Origin of the sequence: Acinetobacter harbinensis, assembly GCF_000816495.1 — a bacterium.
Classification (GTDB): domain Bacteria; phylum Pseudomonadota; class Gammaproteobacteria; order Pseudomonadales; family Moraxellaceae; genus Acinetobacter; species Acinetobacter harbinensis.
The window spans coordinates 883,362-900,027 of record NZ_JXBK01000001.1 but is presented as its reverse complement, the minus strand read 5'-3'; the positions used below and the strand labels follow the sequence as shown (position 1 = coordinate 900,027).

At 42.0% G+C, this 16,666-nt stretch carries 11 protein-coding genes; 6 read left to right on the top strand and 5 right to left on the bottom strand.

The genetic code is table 11. From position 1 onward, the window contains the following. Window positions 1-30: 30 nt before the first annotated feature. The 3 genes from SE27_RS04185 to SE27_RS04175 all read right to left on the bottom strand — a co-directional run bounded on the left by SE27_RS04185 (window position 31) and on the right by SE27_RS04175 (window position 5,092). Window positions 31-855 carry a hypothetical protein gene (locus SE27_RS04185; RefSeq protein ID WP_039621142.1) on the bottom strand — a complete coding sequence of 275 codons (825 nt, stop codon included), beginning with the start codon at window positions 853-855 and terminating at the stop codon, window positions 31-33. A gap of 94 nt (window positions 856-949) precedes the next feature. Continuing rightward, the gene (locus SE27_RS04180) at window positions 950-2,542 is read right to left on the bottom strand and encodes a peptide chain release factor 3 (protein WP_039621141.1); all 1,593 of its coding nucleotides are present in this window, start codon (window positions 2,540-2,542) and stop codon (window positions 950-952) included. A gap of 351 nt (window positions 2,543-2,893) precedes the next feature. Beyond that, window positions 2,894-5,092 carry a carboxy terminal-processing peptidase gene (locus SE27_RS04175; RefSeq protein ID WP_039621139.1) on the bottom strand — a complete coding sequence of 733 codons (2,199 nt, stop codon included), beginning with the start codon at window positions 5,090-5,092 and terminating at the stop codon, window positions 2,894-2,896. Between the two features lie 200 nt (window positions 5,093-5,292). Here SE27_RS04175 and nagZ point away from each other — a divergent pair, with 200 nt between their 5' ends. Next, entirely contained in the window at window positions 5,293-6,315 is a 1,023-nt protein-coding gene (nagZ, locus tag SE27_RS04170; RefSeq protein WP_039621137.1) for a beta-N-acetylhexosaminidase, read from the top strand. Between the two features lie 167 nt (window positions 6,316-6,482). Then, the gene (locus SE27_RS04165) at window positions 6,483-7,343 is read left to right on the top strand and encodes a class I SAM-dependent methyltransferase (protein WP_039621135.1); all 861 of its coding nucleotides are present in this window, start codon (window positions 6,483-6,485) and stop codon (window positions 7,341-7,343) included. A gap of 28 nt (window positions 7,344-7,371) precedes the next feature. Here the strand turns inward: SE27_RS04165 and SE27_RS04160 are convergent, their stop codons facing one another. Continuing rightward, a complete protein-coding gene (locus tag SE27_RS04160) occupies window positions 7,372-8,706 on the bottom strand; it encodes an alpha/beta fold hydrolase (RefSeq protein WP_039621134.1) in 1,335 nt (444 codons plus the stop codon). 300 nt (window positions 8,707-9,006) lie between these two features. Here SE27_RS04160 and SE27_RS04155 point away from each other — a divergent pair, with 300 nt between their 5' ends. From SE27_RS04155 to pta, 4 genes are all read left to right on the top strand, one after another. Beyond that, the gene (locus SE27_RS04155; RefSeq protein ID WP_039621132.1) at window positions 9,007-10,272 is read left to right on the top strand and encodes a glutamate-5-semialdehyde dehydrogenase; all 1,266 of its coding nucleotides are present in this window, start codon (window positions 9,007-9,009) and stop codon (window positions 10,270-10,272) included. Window positions 10,273-10,405: 133 nt separating this feature from the next. Beyond that, window positions 10,406-10,807, top strand: a complete 402-nt coding sequence (locus SE27_RS04150) for a hypothetical protein (RefSeq protein WP_039621130.1) — start codon at window positions 10,406-10,408, stop codon at window positions 10,805-10,807. 300 nt (window positions 10,808-11,107) lie between these two features. Beyond that, window positions 11,108-12,328, top strand: coding sequence for an acetate/propionate family kinase (locus SE27_RS04145; RefSeq protein ID WP_039621128.1), 1,221 nt, complete (start codon window positions 11,108-11,110; stop codon window positions 12,326-12,328). A 59-nt stretch (window positions 12,329-12,387) separates the two neighbouring features. Next, complete coding sequence (pta, locus tag SE27_RS04140; RefSeq protein WP_039621126.1) at window positions 12,388-14,532, top strand: phosphate acetyltransferase; 2,145 nt, start codon at window positions 12,388-12,390, stop codon at window positions 14,530-14,532. Between the two features lie 144 nt (window positions 14,533-14,676). On the opposite strand, the gene SE27_RS04135 is transcribed toward pta, so the two are convergent. Beyond that, on the bottom strand, window positions 14,677-16,666 hold a 1,990-nt coding region (locus SE27_RS04135), incomplete at its 5' end, for an acyltransferase family protein (RefSeq protein ID WP_227504625.1).

Genomic DNA, 16,666 nt, shown 5'->3' with positions numbered 1-16,666 from the left:
GTTTCTATTCTCATGCTATAGCACAATCTCTTAAAACATATGCTGATAGACGGCTGGTTTCAAGATCTGTTGTGTTTGTTCTTTGGTTAAGTAAATATCCAATTGCGTACCATCTTGTACAATTTCATGGGTTCGATAATGCAGACCTATGCCTTCTTGATCAAAGAACCAATCGGCTTGGCCCCAATAGAGTTTTTTCGGTGCATGCTGTTTGACGGTTGCACTTTGTTGTTTTAACCATTTTTGATAGGCTTGCTGCACGATATCATTCATCTTGATTTGTTGTTTAGAGCCAACCAATTCCAACAAAGCCACGCCCTTTTGCTGTTTGCGATCGGCCACAAAAAAGTAATAACGATCCTTGACCTGAACACCTTCTTGCTGGGTATTGACTCCCAACTGCATCAACACGTATTGATTGCGTTGATAGGCAATGCGCGTATACATCGACAAGGCATAGGCTTTATTTTTTGAAAACTCAGCTTGCCATGCATCGGACTTTTTCACATAGGCGTTGATGGCTTGTTGCAAGCTCATATTTTGTTTTAGCCCAATCTGATCTTGAATGACCTGTGCTTGGCTTGTGGCAATCCAGCTGTTTAACCAACTATCTTTGGTTTGTACGGTCTGAATATTAATATCAATACAGTTTTTAGTTTCACAAAACGGTAAGGCAATTTTTGCAGCTTGCTCTTGAATGCTTAAATAAGGCAATACCTCAGCACCCTCTGCTTTAAAAATTGCTGCCACCGGATTTGCTGACGCGTTTTCTGGAGTGTCTTGTTTAGAAGCATCACAGGCACTCAGGATCAGCGCATAGACCATGATGGATGTAGCCACTATTTTGCCGTTCATGCTCGCACTCTTTTGCTAAAAATAATAAATAATCAACAGGCTTTTACAAAACAAAACAGCCTCATAAAGAAGCTGTTTTGTTTTTTCTTAATCCTTAGTGTTCACGCGTGGCACGGAATTGAATATCCGGATAGCGCTCTTGCATCAACTGTAAATTGACCCGACTCGGTGCCAAATAGGTTAAATGTCCACCGCCATCAATCGACAATTGATCATGGGCTTTTTTCTTAAATTCATTGAATTTCTTTTCATCGTCGCAGGCGACCCAGCGTACGGTATGGATGTTTACAGGCTCATACACGCAATCGACTTTGTATTCTTCTTTAAGACGATAAGCCACCACTTCAAACTGTAGTACACCCACGGCGCCCACAATCAAATCATTGCTGATTTGCGGCATAAACACCTGTGTTGCGCCTTCTTCTGACAACTCTTTTAAGCCTTTTTGCAGTTGCTTCGATTTTAACGGATCTTTTAAACGTACACGGCGGAACATTTCCGGCGCAAAGTGTGGAATACCGGTAAATTGAATATCTTCACCCGAGGTAAACGCATCGCCAATTTGAATGGTGCCATGGTTGTGTAAACCAATAATGTCACCGGGCCATGCTTCTTCAAGCTGTTCACGTTCACCCGCCAAAAAGGTCAATGCATCACTAATACGAATATCTTTACCCAAACGCACATGATTCATCTTTAAACCTTTTTCATATTTGCCTGAACAAATACGCATAAAGGCGATGCGGTCACGGTGTTTTGGATCCATATTGGCTTGAATTTTAAACACAAAACCGGTAAACATCTCTTCGGTTGCTTCAACCGTACGCTCTTTGGTCGGATGCGCTTTCGGTTCAGGCGCCCAATCAATAAAAGCATTTAACACGTGGTCGACGGCAAAGTTACCCAAAGCTGTTCCGAACAATACCGGTGTTTGTTTGCCTTGTAAAAAGAGCTCACGATCCAGCGGATCATTGGCCATTTGCACCAACTCTAAAGACTCTTCAAAGGCTGCAAAGGCCAAATCGCCAACTTTTTCACGTAGGTCGGGATAGTCATAGCCATCACGAATTTCAATCTTGGTAATGGTCGAACCAAAACCAGCTTTATATACATAAAACTTATTTTCTAACAGATTGTAAACACCAGCGAAATCACGACCTGTCCCCATTGGCCACGTCAAGGGTACGCAGCGAATCTTTAAGACATTTTCAATTTCATCTAGCAATTCAAGTGGTTCGCGAATTTCACGGTCCATTTTATTAACGAAAGAGATAATAGGTGTGTCGCGCATACGACACACTTCCATTAATTTAATGGTTCGCTCTTCGACCCCTTTTGCACCATCAATCACCATTAATGCAGAGTCTACTGCGGTTAAGGTGCGATAGGTATCTTCGGAGAAATCTTCGTGTCCGGGGGTGTCGAGTAAGTTAATGACGTGCTTATTATAAGGAAATTGCATCACTGACGTGGTAATTGAAATACCACGTTCTTTTTCCATTTCCATCCAGTCAGAAGTTGCCGAGCGGTCTGACTTGCGGCTTTTTACCATACCCGCCACCTGAATGGCTTTACCCCATAACAGCAATTTTTCTGTCATGGTGGTTTTACCCGCATCGGGGTGGGAAATAATGGCAAAAGTTCTACGCGCCTTTACCTGTTTGACTAATTCGTCTTTAAAACTCATGAAAGATACCTACTGCAGAAAGGCAGCGTAAAAAGATCAGAACTGATCAATATAAAATTTGCCGATATTGTAGCAGATCATCCAACTTTTGAAATGAACTAAACTTGATCAATCGTCACAAAGCTTATGCAAGAATCGCGATGCTTTGGATCAATAGCGCCACAGCCATCTTAAAATTTATGAGGATAAATCTATAGTCATCTTGAACTCACCCAATTGAGTACACGTACCTCAGCCCACTTTAGCGCTGCTTTAACTTCAACAATTAAAACAGTGAGATATAAAAAAACCAGTCAGAGCGTCTGACTGGTTTTTTTTAATGACGGCGTATGTGCGCTGATTTCAAACAGCTTATTGAGCCGCAGGTTTCGCGGACTGTAATTTAGAATAGTCCAACAAAACATTGGCCGATTCAGTTACAAAAGCTTCTTCTTCTGGCAAAACAGGACGTTTCGCTACTTTCATTTTTGAACGCTCTTCAATCAATGCATCAAGCGAAGCTTGGTAGCTTTCCCAGTTTGGATACGGCTTTTGCCCCATGACAGCACGGCGCTGGTTCTCAGCCTGTAGCGTTTTTTGCTCTAAGGCATTTAGCTCTGCTTTACGCAGATCAATATTCAACACCACGCGTTTTTGCTCATCGGTTTTTTTGGCAATCGCTTTACGCTGTTCCAAATATTTAAATTGCGCATCGGCAGTCACACGTTGTTGTGACATTTGTGCCAGCGGTTGCACATATTGCTGTACGACACCTTCACGCTTAAACGGCGCAGTCGGAATGGTGTCCCATTTCAACGCATTCTTGGCCTTACGTTCGCCAAAATCTTCGTTATAGATATCCACCAACTTAATATCAGGGACCACGCCTTTATTTTGCGTACTGCCACCCGTTACACGATAGAATTTACGCTGCGTTAACGTCGCTTGACCATACGCCAATGTATCCAGTTGTACTTGTGCTGTGCCCTTACCGGTGGTGGTACTGCCAATCACAATCCCGCGCTCATAGTCTTGAATGGCAGCCGAGTAAATTTCACTAGCAGACGCCGATGCCAAGTTCACCATCACGGCAAGTGGGCCAGCATAGGTTTGTGCACCGCCATCATCATCTTCAAAGACGCTGACATTGCCGTTACCGTCACGAATTTGCACCACTGGGCCAGATTTAATCACTTGACCTAACATGCGTGCGACTTCTTCTAAAGAGCCACCCGGATTATTACGTAAATCAATAATAATTCCTTCTACGTTTTTCGCAGCCAAGGCTTTTAAGGCGTTGTTGGTGTCTTCCGAGACCGAGCGATAATCCGTACCGGCGCGGCGTGCACGATAGTTCAAATAAAACGATGGGATTTCAATCACCCCAAAGCTATGTTTTTTACCATCACGTTTAATCTCTACTGTACGTGAACGCACACCCGCATCTTCTTCTTGAATCACATCACGGGTCAAACTGACCGTACGCGCTTGCCCCATAGATGCACCGGCACCGAGTAAACGCAAACTTACTTTGGTACCACGTTTACCGCGAATCAGACCGACTACTTCATTGCTTGACCAGCCAACAACGTCGACCATTTTATCGCCATCTTGTGCCACGCCAATAATACGATCACCAGATTTGATTTGACCAGATTTACTGGCCGGACCACCTTCTACAATCATTTCAATCTTGGTGTAATCTTCATTGCCGCGCTCCGGACGAATCGACACCCCGATGCCTTCTAATTGCAACGTGGTTTGACGGTTTAACTCCATTGCATCGACCGGTGGGAAGTAATTGCTATGCGGATCATAGGTCAGCAACATGGCATTTAAGGTTTTATCGAGCACATCATCGCTTTTAACACGGGTAATGCGTTCAAGCTGACGGGTATAACGCTTGGTTAGCGTCTGTACCGGTGTTAAATCTTCTGGGCTGGTTAAATCTTGTCCATTGGCCAAAGCTGGATCGGCTTTGAGGGCTTTTTGTTTGGCTGCTTCTTCTTCTTTACTAATATTTAAGTTAATCAGCTGCGACACCAACATATTTTTCCAATGCTGTTGTTGCTCAAGCGTAGATTTAAAATACGGGGCCTTTTCACGATCAGTTTCAATATAAACATTACTTTGTTTTAAATTTTGTGGCTTTTTCAATTCTGCCAACATGAAGCTATAGAACTGTTTTAAGCGCTCACGATATTGTGCATGAATCAAATACGGCCCAGACAAATCACCCGCCTTTAACGCAGCGCCAAAAGTTGCACCATAGTTCTTTTTATACGTTTCAACTTCAGGGGCTAAAAACAGTGAGTGATCGGCATCTAGACTGTCCAGATAGAAATCTAAAATTCGATTAGAGGTATCTGCATCTAATCGCATATTTAAATAATGTTGACGATCCACCAACGTCGCTAACTGGCGCGAAACCAAAGCTTGTTCTTGTGTGGGCTGAATAGATTGAGCAACGGCAACAGTATTATTTGCGGCAATGGCTTGATTCATGACGTGGGAAAAGAAAAATCCGCCAGTTGCAATTGCAACTGCACAAGCTAACGATTGAAGTTTCATAAATTATTTGTATTTCCTTGGTCTTTGACCAATATTACAGCGTCGTTTTTCAACATGAATGCAGTATATTCAAAATCTTAAACAACTTAATATGTGTATGTCGTGTAGTTTTATCATATTCTATACTGTCAAAATGTAGCAAATCATTGCAAAATTCGGGTATTGTTTTTTCTTTATAAAAATCTAACACGGACACCGATATGATTGGCGCATTGATGCTTGACATTGCTGGCACAGAACTTACTCAAGAAGATATTGAACTATTGCAAGCACCGCAAGTGGGTGGCATGATTTTATTTGCTCGAAATATACAATCACCGCAGCAAGTTCGTGCTTTAACCGATCATATGCGCCGGATACGACCAGATATTTTAATTGCCGTCGACCAAGAAGGTGGTCGAGTACAACGCTTAAAACAGGGTTTTACTGCACTGCCGGCTATGGGACGTTTGGGCGAGCTGTATGTACATAAACCAGAACAAGCACTCTGGTTGGCTGAACAATGTGGCTGGCTGATGGCAATTGAAGTGCTGGCAGTGGGTATTGATTTTAGCTTTGCCCCTGTTCTGGACTTAAATGCAGTTAGTGATGTGATTGGCGACCGTGCCTTTGCCAACAATATTCAAGATATTGTGCCTTTGGCGGCCGAGTTCTTAAACGGCATGAAACGTGCGGGCATGGCCAACACCGGCAAACATTTCCCTGGTCATGGCTCAGTCAAAGCAGATTCACACGTGGCAGCCGCGATAGATTCACGCAGTTATGAGGAAATCTATCAACAGGACATGCAAAGCTTTATTCAACTGATGCCACAGCTCGATGCCTTAATGCCTGCCCATGTGATTTATGATCAAGTCGATCCCAATCCAGCCGGTTTCTCCGCGTATTGGATTCAACACGTCTTACGCCAACAATTAAACTTTGATGGCGTGTTGTTTTCCGATGACCTGACCATGCAAGCGGCATGTGTGGTCGGTGATGCAGGTGTACGTATTCAAGTTGCACTGCAAGCCGGTTGTGATATGGGCTTGGTCTGTAACGACCGTGCAGCAGCATCTACCGCCTTGCAGGCGATTACGGATTTACCACTGCCCAATCAACAGCGTTTAGCCCGTATGCGCGGCAAAATCCCTGCTATACAGATTGGACAAAGCTTAGACTTAGGCCCCGAGTGGCATACAACTCGTGAGACAATCGAACAATTTAAGCAATCCTTTCATTAATGCGACCAAAGGAACACCTCAAGGTGTTCCTTTTTCTTTATCATCCTAAAAAATAAGGTCAAGCAAGCACTGTTTCGTACTTGAATAATAATTTTAAAATAATTTCATCACTCACTTAGTGATTAACCATCAGTTGTATATTGAAAACAAAAAAAGGTCAGGATGACATGTCACAAGCACTTTCACAGCATCGCCATATTTCATTTACGGCCCATTATACCGGCTATATTTGGTATCGCATGGGCATCTCACATGCGGTTTTTGCCACCTCAAAAGGTAAAATATTGGCCACAGTGCTGCATCCCTTAGAAAGCTGGGCAGAAAAATGTGTCGGTGGCAGTATGCGCAGCACTTTAAAACAGCGCCACCGCATGATTGATCAGCATCTAACCCAGCTCATTGAGCAACATCCAGACCTACAAGTATTGGAAATTGCCAGTGGCTTATCCCCGCGCGGCTGGAATTTTAGGCAGAAATTTCCCACCATTGAGTATCGAGAACTCGATTTACCCGATATGGCACGCATTAAAACCCAAGCACTTCAACAGCTTGATGCGCATAGTCCAGCGGTTTTATCGGTCGATTTATTTAGCACTGATTTTAAACAGGCCTTTGACGTTTTTGATCCTGCACGACCATTGGTGCTGATTAGTGAAGGCTTAATTAACTATTTTGATCCTGCTATGTTATTGCAATTGTTACAGGCGATTTGTGTGTATGGTCAGGGCTTTAAAGAACTCCATTATCTGACTGACATTTATCCAGAACCGGTTAAACACAAATTGGCCAAATTGATTTGGAGCAGCAGCAAATTACTCAAATGGATTTCAAGAAGTGCCTTTGGTTTTCATTTCACTCAGCCGCAGCAAGCACAAGATTTTTTTAAACAAGCGGGCTTTGAAAAGGTAAGCGTTGTTCAACCGCAGCAATACTTACCGCATTCCACTTTGCCTTTAAGCTTAAGCGAACAACATTTGGGCGATTTGGTCTGGATGATTCACGCGCAATTAAAAAACAGCGCCAATTGACGCTGTTTTTAATTTACCACATCTGGCTTTAGTTGATTACCTCTAAAGCAGCAGTTTCAGTGACTTGCTGCCTTTGAATATAACGCATTAAACGTTCAGCGATTTCAAAGCTGCCATGTTTAAACAAAGCATGGATTTGCGTGGCGTGCAGCTCAAAAAGCAGGCACTCTATTTTAAATGTGCCTTCTTCATCGTGTAAATGCAACGCCAAATCACGTGGATACTGCGCAGCTTGAACGGCTAAATCTGCGCTAAATTGTAATAAAAGACCAAAATAATTTAAATCGACAATCTGTGTCGCAAGCTGCACATCTAAATAACGATGACTTAATCGTGTCTGCTTGTTTTTAACCTGAATTCGCGCTTCTCCGCGGCGCTCTAAAGTCAACAACTGCGCGCGTGTCATGGCAATAATACCGTCTAATGCTTGAATCGATTGACCTTGTAAAAAGCTGGCAAACAAACTCATGGTTTCTTTACGGCGCTGTAATTGCGGCACATGGTCAGCATTGGCAATAAGAGCAAATTCCATATCGGGACATTGCAAAGCAAAACTGGCGTTTTCATACGGTAAGGTAAAACTGTCATATTGCCCACACGCCACCAGTACTTTACAGCTTGGAATAGGCACATCAGTTAAGCGCAGCAACCGATTACAGTTAATTTCATAGCGCTCTTGTTCGGTTGCAGTAAATTGTGCCATCTGTTTAAAGAACAAACGTTTTGCCGTGGCCGACATCCGCGTTTTATCCATTTTGGCATGATTGACCAAATATAAAATGACCGCTTGGCCGAATTCATCCATGCGCTGCTCTTTCATTAAATGCAAAGATTCTTCAAGCAACATGCGCCAACTTTTACGGGTTTTTTGCATTACGCCCATTAAAATCATGCGATCGAGCAATTCTGGGCGCTGCACAGCAAAACTTGAAGCCACCACCGAACCTAATGACATGCCCATCACGGAAACTTGACTTAAGTGAACACTATCTAGCCATTGTCCCAGCATTTTTGCCAAATCTGACAGCTCTAAGTGCGCGGCAGAAACGCCGGTTTGAGGGTTGCTAATTTGTTGATTGGCGCCCATGGAAGGCAAATCAATTAAAATAATCGGCCCGGCACTCAGCAATTGCTCGACACAGTATTTATAAGAGTTAAAGTTTTGAAACGCGCCACCAATAATCACTATCGGTGTGTGATGCAGCGTTTCCGGCTGAGCAATGGCCATATACTCAATTTTCCAGCCATCCAGCCAACTGCTACGCGCTGGTTGTTTAAAACTGTGTTTATGATAAAGATCAAAAAACTGATGATGCGGCTTAATTAATGGTTGCTGTGCGTCCATCTGCATCATGGAATGCATATCCCTTCCTCCATTCTTGCCTTATTGTTATTGTGCAAGAAACATAAATATAGAATCGCTGCGTACCTGCGGCTGGCTTGTTTACTTTAATTATCAGACGTCAATGTCCCTATTTTTATTTTATACAGAGGACGATTTGACAAGCAACTCATTCGCGTACCGCTTATCTAATTTTAACGTCCAAAATATTTTTAACCATAAACCACTAAAAAGTTTGCAAGATTTTTCTATCTAGATGCTTCATTGTGCTGTGCCAGACTGATACTATCGAAGGTGTAATTTTTAAGTGATCAACGCGCTATGCAAGATTCCATCGAACAATATATGCAAACGGTCGGACAACAAGCACGCCAAGCGTCGCGTGTGTTGTCTAGCGCCTCTACGCAAACAAAAAATAATGCTTTATCCGCTATTTACACGGCTTTACAAGACCGTGAAGCCGCTATTTTAGCTGCCAATCAATTGGACATGCACAAAGGTCAGCAAAACCATCTAGACAGTGCCCTGCTTGATCGCTTAGCGCTGACGCCCGCACGCTTTAAAGATATGTTACATGGCCTAAAAGATGTCATGAACTTGGTCGATCCGATTGGAGAAATTACCGATTTGGCCTATCGCCCATCCGGTATTCAACTGGGTAAAATGCGCGTGCCTTTGGGCGTGGTCGGGATGATTTATGAATCGCGCCCGAATGTTACCTTAGAGGCCGCATCCTTGGCGCTAAAATCCGGCAATGCCATTATTTTGCGTGGTGGCTCTGAAGCGTTGGCCTCCAATAGCGCAATTGCCGAGGCCATTCAGCACGGACTCAAAGTATCCGGTTTACCTGAAAACTCGGTTCAAGTAATCAATACCACAGATCGTGCTGCCGTGGGACATTTAATTACCATGGCTGAATATGTCGATGTGATCGTGCCTCGTGGCGGTAAAAGCCTGATTGAACGTGTAAGCAATGAAGCACGTATTCCGGTGATCAAACATCTTGATGGTAACTGTCACGTTTTTGTTGAAGCACAAGCTGATTTGCAAAAAGCGTTACCCATTGCCTTAAATGCCAAGACCCATCGGTATGGTGTATGCAATGCGATGGAAACCTTGTTGGTGGATGAAAAAATTGCCGAAGACTTTTTACCGAGCATGGCAGAATTATATGCAGAAAAACAAGTGGAACTGCGCGGCTGCCGCGAAACACAACGCATAGTTGGTACGAGTGTAAAACCGGCCAGTGAAGAAGATTGGTACACCGAATATTTAGGCCCAATTTTAGCCATTAAAGTGGTCAGTGGAATCAATGAAGCCATTGAGCATATTAATAAATATGGCTCGCATCATACCGATGTGATCATTACTGAAAACTTTAGCTTGGCGCGGCAGTTTTTGGCTCAAGTGGACTCAAGTTCGGTAATGATAAATGCCTCGAGTCGTTTTGCAGATGGCTTTGAATATGGATTAGGTGCTGAAATTGGTATTTCTACCGATAAGATTCATGCACGTGGTCCAGTCGGTTTAGAAGGTTTAACCTCACAAAAATGGATCGTGTTTGGGGATGGGCAAATTCGCCAATAAGCCAAACTTTCATTCAAATCTACATGTGCTGTTCAGTCTTAGGCTTAAGGCTGAACAGTGCGATATAGCTCAACTGTTTTTAATTGCCTTGAATCCTTAAATAACAAAACAATAAACATAACGGGAGCAGTCGATGTTCTATTACTTAATGATCTGCACATTTCTATTGGCGTTAATTGTATCTTTTGTGGTCATGAAAGTTTTTTCCAGCGCTATTAATCAAATTCTGGCACGAATTATTCACGACCCCATTCATGCAGCATGGGCAAAATACACTAAATTTGCCGGCATGGTGGTCGGAACCTCATCCGGAATTCGTATTTATGACATGGAAAAATACATTACGCCGCTGAGTTATAGCGACAATGACAAAAAAGTGGTGATTGAACTGACCCAAGAGCGTTGGGTGTTGGAAATTTATCGAACCATTATTGAGACATTACAAGGCTTGGCTTGGATGATGCTGCTATTTTTTATGGTGGCGTTAATTGCCTATGTGGTCGTGCGTTGGTCAGAAATAAAATACCAAAAGTAAGCATAAAACAACACGGATAAACTGCTGCATATGAATTAGCCGTGTTATGGTGTAATTTAAGACAAATAACACGCTGTTTGCTGCTCACCATTTATTTAAAAAATGAAGATCAGCAACCGATAAATTTTAATTATTATTGCCCAATGGGTCGATAGTGCTTAAGTCTAATCGGCTAAAGTCTAGCTTGGACAGAAAAAAAACACATGTTAAAACGTCAGTACAGATCCAGATTGCATCCAATCGCACTGCATGAAGATCATTACGGGCGACTTATTTCAATTAGAATGCGGGTATTAAAACGTGTCTACATCAGTATTAGTAATTAACTGCGGATCTTCATCCATTAAATATGCACTGGTTTCTGAACGCCGCGAAGCACGAATCTTTGGGTTGGCAGAAAATTTAGGCTCAGCAGAAGCACGCATCAAAGGCATTACCACAGGCGGTGCAGAGCTAGAATTGGCCATTCCGTTTGCTGACCATGAAAAAGCATTAGAAACCATTTTAGAACGTTTATCGCATTATAACCCACAGGCTATTGGTCATCGTGTGGTACATGGCGGAACGCTCACCAAAGCAGAATTACTTACCCCCGAGATTATTGAACGCATCCGCGAAGCCACACCGCTTGCGCCATTACACAATCCAGCGCATTTGGTCGGTATTGATGCCACCATGCGTTTATTTCCAGAATTACCGCAAGTGGCTGTATTTGATACGGCATTCCATCAAACCATGCCGGCACATGCTTATCGTTATGCATTGCCTAAATTCCTCTATACCGAACACAATGTACGGCGTTATGGCTTCCATGGCACCAGTCACGCTTACGTGTCTGAACGTGGTTCAGAACTTGCCGGCAGTTATAAACAAGGCGGTTGGCTGACGGCGCACTTAGGTAACGGTAGCTCAACTTGCGCGATTTGGAATGGTGAGAGTGTAGATACCTCAATGGGGCTGACGCCACTTGAAGGCGTGGTTATGGGCACTCGTAGTGGTGATGTCGATCCAAGTATTCATAGTTTCTTGGCCAGCAATTTAGGTTGGGATATCTATAAAATTGATAAAATGCTGAATAACCAAAGTGGTTTATTGGGCTTATCTGATTTATCCAATGACATGCGTACACTGATTGAAGCCTCTGAACAAGGCAATGAAGATGCCACTATTGCCATTGAAGTCTTCTGCTATCGTTTGGCCAAATCTTTGGCGGCGCTCAGCTGTGGCTTACCACATCTTGACGGTTTATTCTTTACGGGCGGGATTGGTGAAAATTCAGCCTACATTCGTGAGAAAACTTTATCTTATTTACCCCACTTCGGTTTTGACTTAAGTTTAGCCAAAAACAATGAGCTAAAACGCGGTACTGAAGGTCGTATTGATAGCGGTACAGGACCACAAATTTGGGTCATTCCAACCGATGAAGAAGGTCGGATTGCCAAAGAAACTGAACATGTGGTGGAATGTGAGGTAACTAAAGCAGCCGAAAAAAAGTCTGAATCTGCTGTAGTGATGGCTTAAAGCCATCACCTCTTTTATCCTACACATTATTAAATCTTTCTCTTTAGAATAATCACGCTATGAAAACAATTTTACTGGTCCCGACTGGGGAAGGCGTAGGTCTTACATCTGCCTGCTTAGGTTTAGTCTATGCTTTGGAATGCGAAGGCGTCAAAGCCGGTTTTCTGAAACCTTTTTCTCAAGAAGCACATCAAGAAGAAGAGCGCTCAACTGCCCTGTATCGTCATCTGTCTAAAAGCCAAACTGTTGAACCTATTTCTTATGCACGCTTAATTCAACAAATGAACTGCGGCGAAAGTGATGAGTTACTCGAAGATGCTGTACGTTTACATCGTCAAATTGCCCAACATCATGATCTGATTATTGTTGAAGGTTTATTCCCCAATAGCCGTGATTCATTCGCCAATGAATTAAATGCCACATTGGCGCAAGCACTCGATGCTAAAGTATTGATTGTCAGCAATGCAGATATTAACGCACCGGAACGTAGCGCTGAAAAAATCGAAAATCAGCTGCGCTATTTTGGTGGGACATCAGCTACGCGTATGGCCGGTGTCTTGTTTATGCGCACCAAAGGCTTACCTGCTGAGTCCGCGCAGATTCCACTGACCTTCGATCCAAATTTACGCTTAGTTAGTGAAACTGAAACATTTACCAGCGCGATTCAAAAAACCCATCCACATATTGGTTCAACCAAACTTCCAATTATTGGTCTAGTGCCATTTAGTGACACGTTAAGCGTACCGCGCTTTTCCGATTTGGCTGTGCATATCTCAGGTGAATGGATTAACCGCGGTGAAGCAAAACAACGCCGTGTATTACACAGCAGCTTAATTGCCTCTAATATTGAACATGAGTTGAATAAATTTGTTGCCGGTGAGCTGATTATCAGTGCCTCAGATCGCATTGATGTGCTGTTGGCCAGTAGTTTAGCCAGTAGTAATGGCATTCCCCTTGCCGGTCTGATCTTGACTGAAAAGCATCAACCCAATGCAGCGATTTTAGAGTTCTGTCAGACTGCAATTAAAAATGGCTTACCCATTTTACATACCGAATTAACCACTTTTGAAACCGCACAAAATCTGTCGAGTCTCAGCAATGAAATTCCAATTGATGACACAGAACGCGCAGAACAAGTGACTCGTTTTGTTTCAAGTCATATTAACTCCGATTGGATTGCGCTGCTGTTAAATGGCTCGTATAAAGCACGTTTATCACCTTCTGCATTTCGCCATGAACTGGTTCAAAAATCAATTGCAGCAAAAAAACGGATTGTTCTGCCTGAAGGCGATGAGCCACGCACCATTCAAGCCGCAGCCATCTGTCAATCACGTGGTATTGCGCAGTGTGTTTTACTGGCCAAACCTGAAGTGGTGCTTGAGATTGCCAAAGCACGAAACATTGAATTACCGCCGGATTTAGAAATTATTGATCCTGATCTAATTCGCATTAATTATGTGGAAAAGATGGTACAACTGCGTAAAGGTAAAATTAACGAACTGCAAGCGCGAGAACAACTGCAAGACACTGTGGTTATGGGCACCATGATGTTGGCGCTTGATCAGGTGGATGGTTTGGTCTCGGGTGCAATCCACACCACAGCCAATACCGTACGTCCTGCTTTTCAGTTGATTAAGACCGCACCGGAATATTCTTTGGTCTCGTCAGTCTTTTTCATGCTGTTACCGGATGAAGTCTATGTCTATGGCGACTGTGCGATTAACCCAGATCCCAATGCAGAAGAGTTGGCTGAAATTGCCATTCAATCTGCCGATTCAGCCAAAGCCTTTGGAATTGAGCCACGTATTGCCATGATCTCTTACTCCACAGGAAGCTCCGGCACCGGTGCAGATGTCGAAAAAGTAACTCAGGCAACCGCTATTGCCAAGCAGCGTCGTCCGGATTTACTGATTGATGGCCCGTTGCAATACGATGCCGCTTCGGTTGAAAGTGTGGGACTGTCTAAAGCACCAGATTCCCCTGTTGCCGGTCGTGCCAACGTGTTTATCTTCCCAGACTTAAATACCGGCAACACCACCTATAAAGCGGTACAACGCTCGGCCAATGTGGTCAGTGTTGGCCCAATGTTGCAAGGTCTAAATAAACCAGTAAACGATTTATCCCGTGGTGCATTGGTGGATGATATTGTCTTTACCATTGCGTTAACTGCCATTCAGGCAGAACAACAAGCCGCAGCAAAATAAGTTCGTAAAGATTAAAAGCCACCGATCCGGTGGCTTTTTTATGGCTGATTTTGATCTTAAAGATAGCGATTCAATAAAAAATCCTCTTTTCACATCGCATTAAAAATACTCATATGAAAATGGTAAATTATTTAAGAACCACATTTAATCTTTCAATACTTCTTTAAACATGGGTGAAAGTAATTTATTTCCATACTCACTCATATGATCTCCATCACGATAGATTGGTCGACCTTTATACTCTGAAAGACATTGCCCTGTTTTACACAGTATTTTTGCTGGATCAAGTACTTTAACTCCACATTTTTGCGCACTGTTCTTGATTATCTGCCTAATCTTATCTGATCTTTTCAAATAGCTTTCATAGGAATAAGAAATTGGGGTATTTATTCCCAATAGCTGATTTTTCGCAACAGTTTTTGGAACATTTAATGGAAATTCAGGAATAGGCTGCATCACATAGATTGGATTTAATGCGGAGATTTCGCACAAAGTTTCTGTCATATCCTTTGAAACCAAAGCATATACCTCATCACGTGACATCTTTTGCTTATTACCAAAATAAATGGCAGGTTCTGTGCCTTCTAAGCCTATACGATCAGGATCATTCTGCCCTTCGATATAACTTGGTAATCGGGAAATCAAGATAATAGGTACATCTTGATATTTTCTAGATTTGATTAAGGCGAAACGTTTTTGATTGATTGCTGAACAGTTATTTTTACTATCATAGAATTTAATATTCAATAAGAACGGACAACTTGAAGTGGCGATTGATACAACACCTTGTTGCTTTAAATCGAGAGTTGCAGCTACTGCAGTTGTTAATGAGTCTGTATGACTATCACCAATAATAATTGCTTTAACATTGTTTTGATTGCCAATTTTACACTCTTCAAACTCTCTCGCTCTTAAACCTGAATCACATTTATAGGGATTAGAATTTTCAACTTCTGCAAGTGTATTTAAAATTTCTTTTGAGTAATGAAAATCCATACCATCTGTTTTTTTGACGATATACCCACAGCACACAATGATTAAAAACATATAAAAAGGTTTAACTTTTAAAATTTCTTTCCATGAATTAAATGTGGGTGATTTTCTTTTTTCAATAAATTGATAGCTTAAAAAACCTAGCAATATAGACAGGGGGATTCCATATATCCACCAATTGCTAAATGAAAGATATACACCCAAAACCACAATAGGCCAATGCCACACATAAATAGAATAAGACCATTGACCGACATATCTAAAAATAGGATTATTAATCAGAATATTATTTTGATAATTACTTAAAATAATAAGATAGGCCCCCAATACAGGGAATAAGGCCAGATATCCTGGCCACGCCATATTTTCTGAAATCAAGAAATAAGAGGCAACTATTAGTGAAAGACCTACAACCTGAGTAGCAATCCGAAATTTAGTCTTTTGAATAGAGATGGGATATAAAAAAGCTAGACCACCACATAACATTTCCCAAGCACGACTGGTTAATAAAAAATAAGCCGTTTTACTGTCTTTATATGTCGCATAAATACAATATATAAAGCTCAGTAAGAATAAACCTAAAACCACACGCTTAAGATTAATCCAGCTTAAATATTTTTTAAAAATCAATAGAATAATAGGAAAGAAAATATAGAACTGCCATTCGACCGATAAAGACCATGTATGCAGCAACCATTTGGTCTTTTCATTGGTATCGAAATATCCTCCACCTTCGGAAAATAAGATATTAGAGGTAAAAATTAAGCTTTTTTCGACTTGCTTTCCCAACGCTTTATAATCAGTAGGTAATAAATAGAACCAACCGAATACCAGTACAACTACTGACATAACAGCCAGCACTGGAATGATACGATTTGCTCGCGCGGTATAAAATTTAAAAAGATTAAAAGTATCTTTTTCGATCCCATTAAAAATAATGGACGTCATTAAAAAGCCCGAGATTACAAAAAATACATCTACGCCAGCGAACCCACCTGTAAGCCAATGAGGATTAAAGTGAAATAGAACAACCGCAAGTACAGCTATTGCACGTAATCCATTAATATCGTATCTAAATTGCATGGAATAATGCTTATAAGAATTAAAAATTATGCTTAGTTTAGTGAGTATGTAAGTTATT

What these genes read in the sequence shown, in the direction of transcription:
- SE27_RS04185 (WP_039621142.1), bottom strand. Translation starts at nt 855, where the DNA reads ATGAACGGCAAAATAGTGGCTACATCCATCATGGTCTATGCGCTGATC.
- SE27_RS04160 (WP_039621134.1), bottom strand. Translation starts at nt 8,706, where the DNA reads ATGCATTCCATGATGCAGATGGACGCACAGCAACCATTAATTAAGCCG.
- SE27_RS04165 (WP_039621135.1), top strand. Translation starts at nt 6,483, where the DNA reads ATGTCACAAGCACTTTCACAGCATCGCCATATTTCATTTACGGCCCAT.
- pta (WP_039621126.1), top strand. Translation starts at nt 12,388, where the DNA reads ATGAAAACAATTTTACTGGTCCCGACTGGGGAAGGCGTAGGTCTTACA.
- nagZ (WP_039621137.1), top strand. Translation starts at nt 5,293, where the DNA reads ATGATTGGCGCATTGATGCTTGACATTGCTGGCACAGAACTTACTCAA.
- SE27_RS04150 (WP_039621130.1), top strand. Translation starts at nt 10,406, where the DNA reads ATGTTCTATTACTTAATGATCTGCACATTTCTATTGGCGTTAATTGTA.
- SE27_RS04175 (WP_039621139.1), bottom strand. Translation starts at nt 5,092, where the DNA reads ATGAAACTTCAATCGTTAGCTTGTGCAGTTGCAATTGCAACTGGCGGA.
- SE27_RS04180 (WP_039621141.1), bottom strand. Translation starts at nt 2,542, where the DNA reads ATGAGTTTTAAAGACGAATTAGTCAAACAGGTAAAGGCGCGTAGAACT.
- SE27_RS04155 (WP_039621132.1), top strand. Translation starts at nt 9,007, where the DNA reads ATGCAAGATTCCATCGAACAATATATGCAAACGGTCGGACAACAAGCA.